The organism is Aminipila sp. (assembly GCF_032051575.1).
Taxonomy (GTDB): Bacteria; Bacillota; Clostridia; order Peptostreptococcales; family Anaerovoracaceae; genus Aminipila.
In genome coordinates this window covers 1-14,799 of the sequence record NZ_DAMBYD010000007.1, presented here as the reverse complement: position 1 = coordinate 14,799, position 14,799 = coordinate 1, and the positions used below count along the sequence as shown (strand labels likewise).

The following is a 14,799-nucleotide window of genomic DNA, read 5'->3' as shown; positions in this document are numbered from 1 at the left end:
AAATGTGGGATTTTTTTGTGCAATTTATGGTATAATGAACCATGATGGGTTAACTAGGGCCTATTCAAAATTAAATATATATATTGGAGGCATAAACTGTGATAAATTTATCCGATTATAATCATATACACTGCATAGGAATCGGAGGCATAGGGCTTAGTGCCATTGCTGAGATTTTACTTGATAGAGGGTATACTGTTTCAGGATCTGATATGAAAGAGAGTGAAATAACAGATAGACTGATTGCAAAGGGTGCCCATATTTTTTTGGGACAGAGAGAAAAGAACGTTGATGGAGCAGATTTAGTGGTATATTCTGCAGCTGTAACACAAGATAATCCTGAAATGGTAAGAGCAGCAGAGTTAAATATTCCTGCAGTGACAAGGGCAACTATATTAGGGGTGCTTATGTCAGAGTATAAAAATAGTATTGCAGTATCAGGAACTCATGGTAAAACAACTACAACTTCTATGATTTCATTGATTTTAGAAAAGGCACAAAAGGATCCTACTATCTTGGTAGGAGGAAATTTATCTGAGATAGGTGGAAATGTAAAAGTAGGGCAGAGTGAATTTTTCATTACCGAAGCTTGTGAATACATGGATAGTTTCCTAAATTTAAGACCAAAAATTGAGATTATACTTAATATAGATTCAGATCATTTGGATTATTTTAAAGATATAGACCATATAGTAAGTTCCTTTAAAAAATTTGCTGACCTTGTAGGTGAAGACGGCAAGATAATCGCCTATGAAGCAAATCCTTTCGTAAATGGTATTATAAAGGATCTGCCAAATGCTGTAACTTTTGGATTTAATGAAAACTGCACGTATTATGTTACAGAGATTATATTTAATTCCTTTGGAATGCCACAATTCTATGTTAATAGCAATGGAAACAGATTATGTACAATTCAGTTATCAATACCAGGCGAGCACAATATCCTGAATGCGCTTGCTTCTTTTGCATGCTGTCATTCACTAGGAGTAGATATTGATGATATTGTAGCCACATTAGAAAGCTATACTGGGACTCAGCGTAGATTTGATGTGATAGGTGTTACTTCTGACAACATTCAAATTGTAGATGATTATGCTCATCATCCAACAGAAATAAAAGCAACACTTTCGGCGGCTCAAAACATCCCACACAATGATTTGTGGTGTTTATTCCAACCGCATACGTATACCAGAACACTTGCCTTATTTGATGAGTTTGCGGAGTCTTTTGAAAAAGCAGATAAAATAGTAATGACAGAAATTTATGCAGCCAGAGAGAAAAACGTATTTAAAATAAGCTCAAAGGAATTAGTAAATGAAATAAAAAGAGTTAATCCAACTAAAGACGTTTATTATTTCAGCGATTTTGATGAAATTGCTAATTTTGTCATCAACAATGCTCAAAGTGGTGATTTAGTTATTACAATGGGCGCTGGTGATATTTATAAAGTTGCAGAAATTATTTTAGAAAAAGACAGAAGGAGATAATGTAAAAATCATGACAATGGATGAATGCCTAAAGTTAGAAACGGAAAGACTAGAAATTAATAAAAAACACTTGGAAAATGGAGTGAAATTTGTTGATATAAGAACTGCCTACATAGGGCCAGAAGTAAGTATTGGAAAAGGAACTGTAATTTATCCTTGCGTCACATTGGAAGGTAGAGTTATAATCGGTGTTGACTGTGTCATTGGACAAAATTCTAGAATTTTAGATTCTACCATTGGAGATCGAACTGATATTCAAACTTCTGTTATTACAGAAAGTTCTGTTGGTAAAGATACTAAGATAGGACCTTTTGCTTATCTTAGACCGAATAGCAATATTGGCAGTCATTGCAAGGTTGGAGATTTTGTTGAAGTTAAAAATTCAAGTATGGGTGATGGCGCAAAGGCTTCCCACTTAACTTACATTGGGGATTCTGATGTAGGTAAAGATGTAAATCTTGGATGTGGTGTCGTATTTGTAAATTACGATGGAAAAAACAAACATCGATCAGTTATAGGTGATGGAGCGTTTATTGGCTGTAATACTAATCTTATTTCGCCTGTAACAATTGAGGAAGGCGCATATGTTGCAGCAGGAAGTACAGTGACTAAAAATGTTCCGAAGGGTTCTCTTTACGTAGCCCGTGCTAAGGAAAAAATAATTGAAGGCTGGGTAGAACGTAGAGGATTATTAAAGAAAAAAGACAAATGATGTTCATATGGATGAAGACGGAGTTTTATATTCTTTTTAAGAATTAATATATTATTACAAAGAAGCTATTGATTAAAACAGAAAGAGGTGTAGTAAACAAATGAAGAGCGGAGCATTTTCAGATTTTAAAATTTTTACGGGTAATTCACATCCAGCATTAGCGGAAGAAATTGCCAAGATTATGGGAAAACCATTAGGTAAGGCAACAGTGAGTACCTTTAGCGATGGAGAAATCTCAGTGAATCTATGGGAAACAGTAAGAGGTATTGATACTTACATTGTTCAGCCGACTTGTGGACCTGTAAATAATAGCCTTATGGAAGTATTAATTATGATAGATGCTATGAAGAGAGCATCTGCAGGAAGAATTAATGCAGTTATTCCTTATTATGGTTATGCTCGTCAGGATAGAAAAGCAAAGGCAAGAGATCCAATTACAGCAAAGCTGGTAGCGGATCTTCTTGTAGCAGCAGGAGCTGATCGAGTTGTTACGATGGATTTACATGCTGCACAGATTCAGGGTTATTTTAACATTCCTGTGGATCATTTAGTTGGCATGCCTATTTTAGTTAAGTATTTTCAAGGTAAGAACCTTGAAGATTTGGTTATTGTTTCTCCAGACCATGGAAGTGTTACAAGAGCAAGAAATATGGCGCAGCCTTTAAATGCACCAATTGCAATCGTTGATAAGAGAAGACCTGAACCAAATAAGTCAGAAATTATGAACATTATTGGTGATATTGAAGGAAAAACTGCAATTCTTGTAGATGACATGATTGACACAGCAGGTACTATTACAAATGCTGCAAATGCATTAAAAGACCTTGGAGCAAAAGAAGTATATGCGTGTGCTACACATCCTATCCTTTCTGGTCCGGCGATTGAAAGAATTGCTGATTCCGCTATTAAAGAGCTTGTTCTTCTAAATACTACACCTATTCCTGAAGAAAAAATAATTGATAAAATTAAAGTTCTTTCGGTAGCACCATTATTTGCTGAGGCTATGATGAGAATATTTACAAATGATTCAATCAGTAAGCTTTTTGATTAATAATATATATAAAGGGATAATATAAAATATGTATATAATTGTTGGACTTGGAAATCCAGGAAAAAAGTATGAAAATACAAGACACAATATCGGATTTATTACTTTGGATTATCTAGCTGACAGGCATGGAATTAAAATTACAAAAATAAAACATAAAGCTTTGGTCGGAGAAGGAAATATCTCCGGCCAAAAAGTTTTATTAGTGAAGCCACAGACTTATATGAATTTGAGTGGTAATTCTGTGCGTGAAGTTATGGAATATTACAAGGCAGATATTGAAAATTTATTGGTGATTTATGATGACATTGATATACCATCTGGAAGTGTAAGGATTCGAAAAAAAGGAAGTGCAGGCACTCATAATGGTATGAGATCTGTGGTATATGATTTACAATCAGATCAATTCCCAAGAATAAGAATCGGCATGGGTAACAATAAAAGTGCAGATTTAAAGGATTTTGTTGTCGGCGGGTTTTCCAAAGGAGAAAAAGAGATTTTTGAAAGAGCTGTTCTTCATACAGCTGATGCAATAGAGTGTTTTTTACAATTTGGCATAGATAAGGCTATGAATGAATACAATACAAAAGGCGTTGTAGGAGAAGAGAAGGGTAATGAATGATAATAGAATCATAAATATATCCGGAATATCGGAAGGACGGGTAGCACCTGCCTGTGCTCATATTGCAGGGAAAAATGTTGGACCTACTTTAGTTGTAACATCCTCTGTAATTAAAGCAAAGAGGCTAGGGGAGGACCTGTCTTTTTTTGCGCATAAAAATGTCTATGTTATGCCTGATGCGGGAGAGGTTTTTCTTAGGTATGAGGCAAAGACACATCATGATCTTCTAGAACGTTTAAAGATATTAAAAGCTATGGCCACAGGGGAAGATTGTTTTATTGTTGCACCAATCGCTGCAGTATTAAAAAAGATGGCACCGATATCTAATTTTAAAGAAAATGCTATAAAATTAGATATTGGAGATGAAATAAATTTAGATGAACTTAAACAGAGATTGTCCTCTATGGGATATGAGCGGGTTCCTATGGTGGATGCAAAAGGACAATTTAGTGTCCGTGGAAGTATAATAGATGTTTTTACGCCAGATGCAGAAAATCCATATAGGGTAGAGTTTTTTGACATAGAGGTGGATTCCATCAGGGCATTTGATTTAGATACCCAGAGAGCCTCCCAAAATCTAAAAAGTATAGAAATTTTCCCTTCTGAGCTTTTACAGAATGACGGAGAAAATTTTGCGGCAGCTGCAAAGAGAATCAATAAAGATTATTCTGCGTATATAAAACGCTTAGACAATAAAGAAGAAAAAACTAAAGAAGAAATTCATAAACTCCAACAGCTTGAAAAAAGGAAAAATGAATTACTAGAATATATAGACAACAATACAAACATCCAATTGTTGGAAAATTATATTCACTACTTTTATGATGAAACGGCATACTTGTGGGATTATCTGGATAAAGACTCTTTGGTCATGATTGACGATCCAGACCGGGTAATTGAAGCATTAGAATCACGAATAAAAGAATTTAAATTAGATTTTGAAGTATTACTTGAAACTGGATATGTAATACCTAAAGACTATAAATCTTTTTCAGATGAAAAGGATTATTACAAATTATATGAGCAGCCAGAAGTATATTTGTTTACCCCTTTTGCTAAAAGAATAAAGGGTGATATTAAACTTACAGAAATCCATAATGTGATTAGTAAACAAGGGCCTGTTTTTAATGGAAGAATGGATCTGCTGGCAGAGTCACTAAAAAGATATATTAAAGAAAATTACAGGGTTACAATTGTATGCTCTACAGATGAAAGAGTAAAAAACCTCACAGAATTTATAGAGAGGAACCAATTAATTGGAAAAATTACTCTCAAAAAGGGCAGTATCACTGGTGGAATGGAGTTTCCCGAAGAAAAAATATGCTACATTTGGGACGGCGATATTTTCACCAATCAAAAGCAAGGTAAAAGCAGAAATAAAAGTGGTAAAGCAAAAGGAAAGGCCATACAAAGCTTTTCAGATATGCATAAAGGGGATTTTGTAGTTCATGAAAATCATGGTATTGGTAAGTTCCTTGGCATTGAGCAACTTGTTGTACAAAAAATCAAAAAAGACTACTTAAAGATAAAATATGCCGGAGAAGACATGCTTTATGTTCCTGTAGAACAGATGGATTTAATCCAGAAGTATGTAAGTGCGGATGGAGCAACACCAAAGATTAACAAGCTATCCGGCAGTGAATGGAAAAAGACTAAAGCTAAAGCAAAGGCTGCCATAGCAAATATGGCAAAGGAACTTTTGGAACTTTCAGCGGCAAGACAGATAGAAAAAGGATATGCATTTTCGGAAGATACTGTTTGGCAGAAAGAGTTTGAGGATAGTTTTCCTTATCAGGAAACTTCCGATCAATTAAGATCGATTAAAGAAATAAAGTCAGACATGGAACGACCGTTAGCCATGGACAGACTTCTTTGTGGAGATGTAGGGTATGGTAAAACAGAGGTTGCAGCAAGAGCTTTATTTAAATGTGTTGCAGAAGGAAAGCAGGCGGCTGTTTTAGTACCTACGACTATATTGGCTAATCAGCATTATATGACCTTAAAGGACAGATTTGAAAAATTCCCTTTTAAGGCTGAAATGCTCTGTAGATTTAGAAGTGACAGGCAGCAAGACGAAATAGTAACTCAAATAGAAAAGGGTGCAGTAGATTTAGTTATCGGTACCCATAGAATGCTTTCCAAGGATGTTAAATTTAAAGATTTAGGTTTGTTGGTTATAGATGAAGAACAACGATTTGGAGTTCAGCATAAGGAGGCAATCAAACAGCTTAGAAAAAATGTTGATGTTTTAACCATGTCTGCAACGCCTATTCCAAGAACTCTTCATATGTCGTTAGTTGGCATTAAAGATATGAGTCTTATAGAAGAACCCCCTGAGGAAAGATATCCGGTGCAGACTTATGTGCTCGAGCAGGAAGATGAATTAATTAGGACTGCCATTGAAAGAGAAATTGCACGAGATGGACAGGTATATGTAATATATAACAGAGTGATTGGAATAAATAAAATTGCTGCACAGATTAACCGGCTTGTACCAGAAGCAAAAGTGGAAGTTGCACATGGGCAAATGAACGAGCATGAGTTAGAAGATATTATGATTCGCTTTGTAAATAATGAGAGCAATGTTCTTGTGGCTACTACTATTGTTGAGTCAGGTATAGATATTCCTAATGCAAATACTATCATTATGCTTGATGCGGACAGATTAGGACTATCTCAGCTTTACCAGTTAAGAGGAAGGGTTGGCAGAAGTACACGACTTTCTTATGCGTACCTGATGTTTCAAAAGGATAAAGTGCTTTCAGAAGTAGCGGAGAAAAGACTACGTGCAATAAAAGAATTTACAGAGTTTGGCGCAGGATTTAAAGTGGCCATGAGAGATCTAGAAATAAGAGGTGCAGGGAATCTCTTAGGGATGGAGCAACATGGGCATATGATGATGATTGGTTATGAGCTTTATTGTAAATTAGTAGATGATGCGGTGAGAGCTTTAGGAGGGGAAATTGTAAATCCTGATAGGGAAGAGGCTTCAATAGAGCTTCAGGTTACCGCTTATATACCTGATAGATATATTGCAGATGAAGTTCTTAAACTTCAAATGTACAAAAAAATTGCAGCTATAGATAGTGCAGATGGAGAAGAAGAGATTATTGATGAATTGATTGATCGATTTGGCGAGATTCCAAAAGAAACTATGAATTTAGTAAGAGTTTCAAGGATACGCTCCATGGCTGAAAGATTATGTATTACGAGGATACATGAGGATGGTAACAAAATTATCTTTGATTTTGCACCAGAAAATCCGCTTAAAGCACAAGCTTATGCAAGCTTATCAGGAGAATTTGGTATGAGAATATTTATCCATGGAGGTGTAAAACCTATGGTTAGATATACTATGGAAAAAAACAATAAACTGGAAGAAACCATTAAAGTTCTTGAGGTTATGAAAGAAAAATAAGATATTAAAAAACCTGGCTGATTTTATTAGAGCCAGGTTCTTTTTTTCTCAATTTTCCATTTGACGTGCAAGGAAGGTTGCCCCGATTTCGGCAGCTTTCAGTTCCGCATCACCTAAAATCTTATCATCATCTTTTGGTAAGATTGTAATGGAACCAATGGAATCTCCTTGTGAGATAATAGGTACCACTATTCTATGTTGTTCTGTTAGTCTATTTTTACTTTGAATAAGTCGATCTAACTCGTGGTCTATTTTTTTATCCAATAAATCTTTTTTCATTCCACCAGATACAGCAATAATCTGATCTGTATCTGATACTAAAACGGTACTCCCCAAAACACTAGATGCTGTTTCTGCATATTCACCTGCAAATTGGCTAAGCTCATTAATAGGAGAATATTTCTTCAATATAACTTCACCGTCTTTGCTAGTATAGATTTCAAGAGGGTCTCCCTCCCGGATTCTGAGGACTCTTCTTATTTCTTTTGGTATAACAACTCTGCCGAGGTCGTCTATCCTTCTAACTATGCCTGTTGCTTTCATAAATGATTCCTCCTGTAAACTTATGGATTAAAATGCAAGTTGTTTTTAAATCTTGCTAAATTTTCATTCATATTGTTTGTAATTGAGGAAAATTTATACTTAAGATTAAGAAAAAATGGTACTAACAAAAGTTGGTAGTAATTTTACAGTGATATGATAAAAGGGATGAAATATGCTTACCTCTGTGATATAATATAATGTCTATGTAATAATATTAGTTGAAATTTAGGAGGTTTCAAATGATTTTTAAAAATATATCAATTTTAGATGACAACATGGAATTACAGGAAAACATGTATGTAGGAATAAAAAATGAGAAAATCGATTATATTGGTAAAGAGATGCCATTTGATGATTACGGGGAAGGTTATAACGGTAAGGGAAAACTGTTAATGAGTGGATTTTATAACACGCATGCTCATTCTCCAATGACGCTTCTTAGAGGATATGGTGAAAATTTAGCATTACAGGCATGGCTTAATGAAAGAATTTTTCCCTTTGAAGCAAAACTTGATGGAAATGCTGTTTACTGGGGAACTATGCTGGCTATGGCAGAATCTCTAAGATACGGCATAGTTTCTACTACAGATATGTATTATTTCTGTGAAGACATGGTTAAAGCCATAGAGCAGGCAGGAACAAAAGATAACGTAGGCAGAGGCGTAACAAACTTTTCGGATTCAGATTTGTATGATTTAGAAAGTTTTGCTGAAATGAAAGCTTTGTATGGAAATTACCATAATGCAGCGAATGGCAAAATAAAAGTTGATATGAGTCTTCATGCTGAATATACTTCAAATCCTAGGACAGTTCAGCAAATGGCAGCGTACACAAAAGCTATTGGTGCTCAAATGCATGTTCATGTATCTGAAACAAAATTAGAACATGAAGAATGTAAAGCAAGGCACAATGGAATGACCCCCATACAGTATTTTAATGATATGGGATTATTAGATTCGAAAACCACAGCTGCACATTGCGTATGGGTAGAGCCAAAAGACATGGAAATAATGAAACAAAAAGGAGTTACGGTAGCAAGCAACCCAATTAGTAATCTAAAATTATCAAGTGGGGTTTGTAATGTTCCTGAATTACTTAGAAGGGGGATTAATGTTACTATAGGCACAGATAGCGTATCCAGCAATAATAGCTTGAATTTTATTGAAGAAATGAAAGTTTTTGCTATTGCCTCAAAGGAAAAATATCAAGACCCAACGGCAGTTACTCCAGTTGAAACAATTTATGCTGCAACTAGAGCCGGTGCACTTTCTCAAGGACGAGATGACTGCGGTAAGATGGCAGTAGGGTATAAGGCAGATCTTATTGTGCTTGATATTATGAGGCCTAATTTTGTACCAGTTCATAATATGGCAAATAATATTGTATATTCTGCCTGTGGCGGAGATATAGTTATGACAATGGTTGATGGAAAAATACTTTATAAAGATGGGATTTATACCACTATTGATATTGAAAAGACAATTTTCGAAACGAATAGAGTTACTAAGGAGATTTTAAGTCAGCTATAAAAGGAGTTTACACAATGGCAAGAAAATCCTTTATTCAAGGGGCCGTAATACTTGGTATTGCGGGTATAATAATTAAGGTGCTGGGGGCATTTTTCAGAATTCCTTTAGCCAATTTAATTGGATCAGAAGGTATGGGGTATTATCAAACTGCATATCCAATATATGTTTTATTTTTAACGCTGGCAACTGCAGGTATACCTATAGCAATTTCTAGAATGGTTTCAGAACGAATAGCTGTAGATGATTATTTTGAAGCACATAAAGTTTTTAGAGTTTCTTTTATACTTTTGTTTTGTATAGGAATTACTTCGGCATCTATTTGCTTCTTTGGAGCAGGACCGCTTGTTGGCGCAATGGGAAACAAGGGGGCAAAGTTTGCCATGATGGCAATTTCACCCGCCCTATTATTTGTTCCTATGCAGGCTGCATACCGTGGATATTTTCAAGGGATGCAGGATATGAAGCCTACAGCGGTTTCACAGGTGACGGAACAGTTTTTTAGAGTTGCTTCAGGCTTATTTTTAGCTTATTTCCTTATAAGGTTCGGGAGACAGTATGCTGCAGCAGGTGCTTCTTTTGGTGCTACTGCAGGTGCTATTGGAGGGCTTCTTACAGTAATAGTAATATATTTATATAAAAGAGGTTCTTTAGAAAAGAATATCCAAAGAACGAAAGGCCGCAAAAGTGAAAAGAGCAGTAGCATTTTAGCTAAGATTTTAATAATAGCGATACCTGTTACTATTGGTGCAGCTATTATGCCTATAATGAATGCTATAGATCTTGGCATTGTAATGCGTAGATTACAAGAAACTGGCTGGACTTATAAAGAGGCTAATAGTATGTATGGCCAGCTAACAGGTATGGCTGGACCACTTATTAATTTTCCTCAGGTTCTTACACAGGCTGTAGCTATGAGTTTGGTTCCTGCTGTAGCAGCCGCATATAAGCAGAGAGATATGCATTTCCTTCGTGAAAATGTTCAAATGGGGCTTAGAATATCGATTATTATAGGACTGCCATGTGCCCTTGGTCTGATGGCACTATCAGAACCTATTATGCTGTTACTTTACCCTATGCAGAGAGAAAGTGCTATGAGTGCAGCACCATGTTTGTTTATCATGGCATTTGGAGTTATTTTTTTATCGACAGTACAGACTTTAACAGGTGTATTGCAAGGTGTAGGAAAGCAGATGATTCCTGTAAGGAATTTAATGATAGGCGCTGTAGCTAAAGTGATTATTACCTATACTTTAACAGGTATTGAAGTAATAAATGTAAAGGGAGCAGCGATAGGTACAGTAGCGGCATATATGATTGCAGCAACATTAAATGTTATGGCGGTTAAGAAGTACACAGGTGCAAGGTTTGATTTTACACTTACTTATATAAAGCCTGTAATCGCTACATTATTTATGGCGTCAGCAGCAGTGTTTCTTCATCGTCTATTATTTGGCATAACAGGTAATGCTTTAGCTACTTTAATAGCTGTATGTGTGGCAGGAGCAGTTTATTGTATTATGTTATTTGTTACTAAATCAATAAAAAAAGAAGAAATTGTTAACCTGCCAAAAGGAAAGACTTTACTTAAAATTGCAGATAAATTTAAAAAATAAGTGTACTTGGAGATTAGAGATGGAAGAAAAGCAAGAAATCTTAGAAGAATATAGACATTTATATCAAGCAGCAGGGACTACAGGTGAATCGATAACACGTTTAATTGAAATTATTAAGATCCTAAGGAAAGAGTGTCCCTGGGATAAAGAACAGACTCATGAAAGCCTTAGAAAATGCATGATTGAGGAGGCTTATGAAGCCGTTGAAGCTATAAATAATTGTGATTTGGATAATTTAGAAGAAGAACTGGGAGATGTTCTTCTTCAAGTTGTATTTCATAGCAGTTTAGCAGAAGAGAATGATAAATTTGATTTCATAAAGGTAGTTAATAGAGAATGTGAGAAAATGCTGAGGCGGCATCCACATGTTTTTTTGAAAGAAACAATTAAAACTATTGACAAAGCCCTTGAAAAATGGGAAAATGTGAAAAGAAATGAGAAGGGAACCACAGACTGCACATCAAGGCTTGAAAATGTGCCTAGAGCATTACCTGCTTTGATGAGAAGTTATAAAGTCCAAGCTAAGGCTGCAGAGGTCGGTTTTGACTGGGATGATGTGGAATGCGCTTTTCACAAAATAAGAGAAGAGACTGAAGAGCTATTAGAGGTTTATATCAGGGATGATAAGAACGGCATTACTGAGGAATTGGGTGATTTGCTTTTTTCCGTTGTTAATGTTGCTCGTTTTCTAAAGGTAGACCCGGAAGAGGCGTTGAATCTTACTTCCGATAAGTTTATTAGGAGGTTTAGCTTTATTGAAGACACAGCCAAAGCTCGTAAGATTTCACTTGAGGACATGTCTTTAAAAGAGATGGACGAGTTGTGGGATATGGCAAAAAAGTTGGAGAAGAAAGCTTAATGCTGATTAATTTCGAGTTACTTTAGTCACGTTTTATATTTTAAGGAGGTTTTTATTCATGAACAAGGCTGAGTTAGTTGCTAGCGTAGCAGAAAAGACAGGTTTTACAAAGAAGGATGCAGAAACAGCGGTAAATGCGTTTGTTGCAAGTGTTGAAGAAGCATTAGTTAAGGATGAAAAAGTACAGTTAATTGGATTTGGTACTTTTGAAACTCGTCAGAGAAAGGCAAGACAGGGAAGAAATCCTAGAAAGCCTGGAGAAACTATTGAAATCGCTGCTGCAAAAGCTCCTGTATTTAAAGCTGGTAAAGCTCTAAAGGACGCTGTAAACAAATAAGCTTAGATATAGTAATTAAAGGTAGCCTTATGGTTACCTTTTTTTTATAAATAAGAGGGGAAAAGGGCAAATGAGAATTGACAAGTTTTTAAAAAATTCCAGATTAATTAAGAGAAGAACTATTGCTAAAGAAGCTTGTGACCAAGAACGAATTACTATTAATGATAAAATAGCAAAAGCGGGAAGTGAAGTGAAGCCCGGCGATATTATTCATATCCAGTTTGGAAACAGTTCTATAAAAGCAAGGGTTCTTGTGCTGTCAGAATCCTGTAAAAAAGAAGACGCTGCAACTATGTACGAGATTATACAGTAATATATATAAGTAAACTAATAGAAGAAAATTAAAAGCGTGTATCAGTTGATACACGCTTTTGCTGTACATTAAGCAATTTTTTTTAGGCATTTGTTCCATACCAAAGGGATTAATAATGTCTGAATTGGTATAGCAAAAGCAATTTTTAAAAGCCTTGCAGGTAATAATACCAAAATTCCTTTGCCTGTTAATAGATATAACCAATAGGTATCAAGGCATAAATTCCATAGGCAGCATACGAAGAATGCTGCAATGAAAGCCCGTTTATATGTAATGCTTTTTTTATGTAGTACAATACCAAAGGTAATACCTGTTAGAAAAACGGTAAGGGTAATACCTGGAAAATATGCGCCAGTTGGAAAAATCATCATTCCGATAAAATCTCCTAAAGCATAGGCGATTCCAGCCCAAAGTGGACCATACATAATGGCAAGCATCGCTACAGGCAAGAAACCAAAGCCAATTCTAATTATTGGTGTGTTTATGGAGCAGAAGCGAGTTAAGATAACTTCTAATGCAATAAACAGACCTATAATAATCAGTCGCCTGATTTTCGAGTCATTTTGCATAAAAAAACTCCTTTCTCATTAATATGAAGTAGTTAACTACATTAAAGAGAAAAGAGTAAAAGTCTCTTTATGTAGTAGCGGACGCAATATTGTACCGCAAACCAACTTAACGTTGTTTTTCGTTCATAAGCAACATCCCATCTTATGACACTTGACGCACAATATTTACTCTACTTTTGTAAGGACAATATAGCATATTTTTTTTAGGCATGCAATGAATATACAATTTTAAATCAGATTTTTTACAAAAGATTTGCTAATGAAATGCTTTCGTTTTCATGAAGAAATTTTAACTGTTCTTTTAAACAGGATAATTCACCCGATGCGTTAGATTGATCTTTAGCTTTGATGTAATATTCTGTTCGGGCAATGGAATAGTCGGCATCGTTAATTTTATCTGTACTAAAAAAGTAGCAGGCAGTTTTTTTGTAATTATGCCAGCTATCTTTAAGCTTTTTAAAATTATCTGTTGCCTGTTCCCAATTACCGTCTTGGACTTCTATTAAGATACTGTCATCAATGCTGTCTATAAATTTATGAATTTCTTTATCGGAATAATTTGTATAGGCTGACCATGTACCTATTAACAGAAGGAGACAGAATAAAGAAATAAAAAAAGACCTCATACAATCACCTCCACTGAGATTCGTCCATCGCCTGAAGGTTGGTATACATGCAATTGTTTCTGCTCATCACAAAAAGCCATGAGAATCTCCTTATAGGAGAGAATTTTCATTGGAAGTAAAAGTGATTTTAAATACTCTTCATCCCAGCCTATTTTGTGAAGGTTATTATTATATAAAACCCCATCACATACTAAAATTAATGGCATGATCTCTTTGGGCTTTACTATTCCCATGTCGCTAGGGGTAAGAGGTTTTTTATCAGGTTTTGGAATAACAGAGAGATCTCCATTAGATTCGATTACAGCATAAGCTACATCTGATAGAGACGGAGAATTTTTTAATCTGAGTTGTTCGGTTAAATCATTAATGTTTATACGCAGCCTTTTTAGTTCTAGTTCATTAATTACTCCGTCTTCTATTAGAATGCTTGGTTTACCACTGATAAAGTTTTTGAACCATTCACATTTTAGTGATAAATAAGAGATTGCGACCTGAAGGAATAATAAAGTAAAAATTGCAGTGGTACCGTTGATTAAAGATAAGTTGGTATCTTCAATAGGTAGTGAAGCCAATTCAGCAATCATAAAAAGTACCACCATTTGAAATGGAGAAAGCTTAGATAACTCGGATTTCCCCATGATACGAATAGCAAATAAAACCATTAAATATAAAATGGCGGTTCTAATTAAAATAATTGTCAATTAAAATACCTCCTGATTTTGAAAGTTAAGTTTAAACATTACATTCATATTGTGTACATAATTTAAGTCTGTTATACTTGCAATGAGCTAATGTAAGTTCAAAAATGAAATTAATACAAAAAACAAATAAAAAATGTAAAAAACATATTGACATATTAATTCAATTTTGGTAATCTAATAAAGCTGTCACGCGAGTTCAATTAAACGATAATGTTAGCAGAAAACAAATTGTAGAAATTTGAAAAAAGATGTTGACAAACTTGCACAAAGATAGTAAGATATAAAAGTTCTGTAAAATACGGAACGGCGCTGACGGCTTAGCCGCAGAAGCGCAAGGCGATGAAAAACTACAAATTGAAATTTGTGTTTTTCTAGTCTGGCACCTACTGAAATTTACGATGTAAATTAAGTTAGGTGCGCAT

The 14,799-nt window shown here is 35.1% G+C and carries 14 protein-coding genes and 1 riboswitch; of the genes, 10 read left to right on the top strand and 4 right to left on the bottom strand.

Features of this window, described 5'->3' with window-relative positions:
* The first annotated feature begins 98 nt into the window (after positions 1–98).
* The 5 genes from murC (at position 99) to mfd (ending at position 7,287) form a co-directional block, all read left to right on the top strand.
* The gene (gene murC, locus RTW14_RS10715; protein WP_312650857.1) at positions 99–1,487 is read left to right on the top strand and encodes a UDP-N-acetylmuramate--L-alanine ligase; all 1,389 of its coding nucleotides are present in this window, start codon (positions 99–101) and stop codon (positions 1,485–1,487) included.
* Between the two features lie 10 nt (positions 1,488–1,497).
* The gene (locus RTW14_RS10710) at positions 1,498–2,199 is read left to right on the top strand and encodes a DapH/DapD/GlmU-related protein (RefSeq protein WP_312650854.1); all 702 of its coding nucleotides are present in this window, start codon (positions 1,498–1,500) and stop codon (positions 2,197–2,199) included.
* A gap of 100 nt (positions 2,200–2,299) precedes the next feature.
* Positions 2,300–3,250 (top strand): ribose-phosphate diphosphokinase, encoded by a 951-nt coding sequence (locus tag RTW14_RS10705; RefSeq protein ID WP_312650851.1) that lies wholly within the window; start codon positions 2,300–2,302, stop codon positions 3,248–3,250.
* A gap of 28 nt (positions 3,251–3,278) precedes the next feature.
* A complete protein-coding gene (gene pth / locus RTW14_RS10700) occupies positions 3,279–3,869 on the top strand; it encodes an aminoacyl-tRNA hydrolase (protein ID WP_312650847.1) in 591 nt (196 codons plus the stop codon).
* A complete protein-coding gene (mfd, locus tag RTW14_RS10695; protein ID WP_312650844.1) occupies positions 3,862–7,287 on the top strand; it encodes a transcription-repair coupling factor in 3,426 nt (1,141 codons plus the stop codon). The genes pth and mfd overlap by 8 nt, the downstream gene beginning before the upstream one ends.
* Positions 7,288–7,335: 48 nt before the next feature.
* Here the strand turns inward: mfd and RTW14_RS10690 are convergent, their stop codons facing one another.
* Positions 7,336–7,830: a stage V sporulation T C-terminal domain-containing protein gene (locus RTW14_RS10690; RefSeq protein ID WP_312650842.1), complete on the bottom strand. Its 495-nt coding sequence runs from the start codon at positions 7,828–7,830 to the stop codon at positions 7,336–7,338.
* A 239-nt stretch (positions 7,831–8,069) separates the two neighbouring features.
* On the opposite strand from RTW14_RS10690, the gene RTW14_RS10685 reads away from it, so the two are divergent.
* The 5 genes from RTW14_RS10685 to RTW14_RS10665 all read left to right on the top strand — a co-directional run bounded on the left by RTW14_RS10685 (position 8,070) and on the right by RTW14_RS10665 (position 12,481).
* Positions 8,070–9,359 carry an amidohydrolase gene (locus RTW14_RS10685; protein ID WP_312650840.1) on the top strand — a complete coding sequence of 430 codons (1,290 nt, stop codon included), beginning with the start codon at positions 8,070–8,072 and terminating at the stop codon, positions 9,357–9,359.
* Positions 9,360–9,373: 14 nt separating this feature from the next.
* A complete protein-coding gene (locus RTW14_RS10680; protein ID WP_312650838.1) occupies positions 9,374–10,972 on the top strand; it encodes a putative polysaccharide biosynthesis protein in 1,599 nt (532 codons plus the stop codon).
* Between the two features lie 19 nt (positions 10,973–10,991).
* On the top strand, positions 10,992–11,831 hold the full coding sequence (gene mazG / locus RTW14_RS10675) for a nucleoside triphosphate pyrophosphohydrolase (protein ID WP_312650836.1): 840 nt from the start codon (positions 10,992–10,994) through the stop codon (positions 11,829–11,831).
* Positions 11,832–11,889: 58 nt separating this feature from the next.
* Entirely contained in the window at positions 11,890–12,168 is a 279-nt protein-coding gene (locus tag RTW14_RS10670; protein WP_128745175.1) for an HU family DNA-binding protein, read from the top strand.
* A 70-nt stretch (positions 12,169–12,238) separates the two neighbouring features.
* Positions 12,239–12,481, top strand: a complete 243-nt coding sequence (locus tag RTW14_RS10665) for an RNA-binding S4 domain-containing protein (protein WP_162361129.1) — start codon at positions 12,239–12,241, stop codon at positions 12,479–12,481.
* Between the two features lie 68 nt (positions 12,482–12,549).
* On the opposite strand, the gene RTW14_RS10660 is transcribed toward RTW14_RS10665, so the two are convergent.
* The 3 genes from RTW14_RS10660 to RTW14_RS10650 all read right to left on the bottom strand — a co-directional run bounded on the left by RTW14_RS10660 (position 12,550) and on the right by RTW14_RS10650 (position 14,377).
* Positions 12,550–13,050: a folate family ECF transporter S component gene (locus RTW14_RS10660; RefSeq protein ID WP_312650796.1), complete on the bottom strand. Its 501-nt coding sequence runs from the start codon at positions 13,048–13,050 to the stop codon at positions 12,550–12,552.
* Between the two features lie 73 nt (positions 13,051–13,123).
* Positions 13,124–13,225: riboswitch (THF riboswitch) on the bottom strand.
* Positions 13,226–13,292: 67 nt separating this feature from the next.
* Positions 13,293–13,676: a DUF4363 family protein gene (locus tag RTW14_RS10655; protein ID WP_312650793.1), complete on the bottom strand. Its 384-nt coding sequence runs from the start codon at positions 13,674–13,676 to the stop codon at positions 13,293–13,295.
* Positions 13,673–14,377, bottom strand: a complete 705-nt coding sequence (locus RTW14_RS10650) for a DUF421 domain-containing protein (protein ID WP_312650791.1) — start codon at positions 14,375–14,377, stop codon at positions 13,673–13,675. Before RTW14_RS10650 ends, RTW14_RS10655 begins: the two co-directional genes overlap by 4 nt.
* Between the last annotated feature and the right edge of the window lie 422 nt (positions 14,378–14,799).

Coding starts and splice junctions, on each gene's coding strand:
- RTW14_RS10685 (WP_312650840.1), top strand. CDS start 8,070: ATGATTTTTAAAAATATATCAATTTTAGATGACAACATGGAATTACAG.
- pth (WP_312650847.1), top strand. CDS start 3,279: ATGTATATAATTGTTGGACTTGGAAATCCAGGAAAAAAGTATGAAAAT.
- RTW14_RS10705 (WP_312650851.1), top strand. CDS start 2,300: ATGAAGAGCGGAGCATTTTCAGATTTTAAAATTTTTACGGGTAATTCA.
- RTW14_RS10690 (WP_312650842.1), bottom strand. CDS start 7,830: ATGAAAGCAACAGGCATAGTTAGAAGGATAGACGACCTCGGCAGAGTT.
- RTW14_RS10655 (WP_312650793.1), bottom strand. CDS start 13,676: ATGAGGTCTTTTTTTATTTCTTTATTCTGTCTCCTTCTGTTAATAGGT.
- mazG (WP_312650836.1), top strand. CDS start 10,992: ATGGAAGAAAAGCAAGAAATCTTAGAAGAATATAGACATTTATATCAA.
- RTW14_RS10660 (WP_312650796.1), bottom strand. CDS start 13,050: ATGCAAAATGACTCGAAAATCAGGCGACTGATTATTATAGGTCTGTTT.
- RTW14_RS10665 (WP_162361129.1), top strand. CDS start 12,239: ATGAGAATTGACAAGTTTTTAAAAAATTCCAGATTAATTAAGAGAAGA.
- RTW14_RS10670 (WP_128745175.1), top strand. CDS start 11,890: ATGAACAAGGCTGAGTTAGTTGCTAGCGTAGCAGAAAAGACAGGTTTT.
- RTW14_RS10680 (WP_312650838.1), top strand. CDS start 9,374: ATGGCAAGAAAATCCTTTATTCAAGGGGCCGTAATACTTGGTATTGCG.
- mfd (WP_312650844.1), top strand. CDS start 3,862: ATGAATGATAATAGAATCATAAATATATCCGGAATATCGGAAGGACGG.
- RTW14_RS10710 (WP_312650854.1), top strand. CDS start 1,498: ATGACAATGGATGAATGCCTAAAGTTAGAAACGGAAAGACTAGAAATT.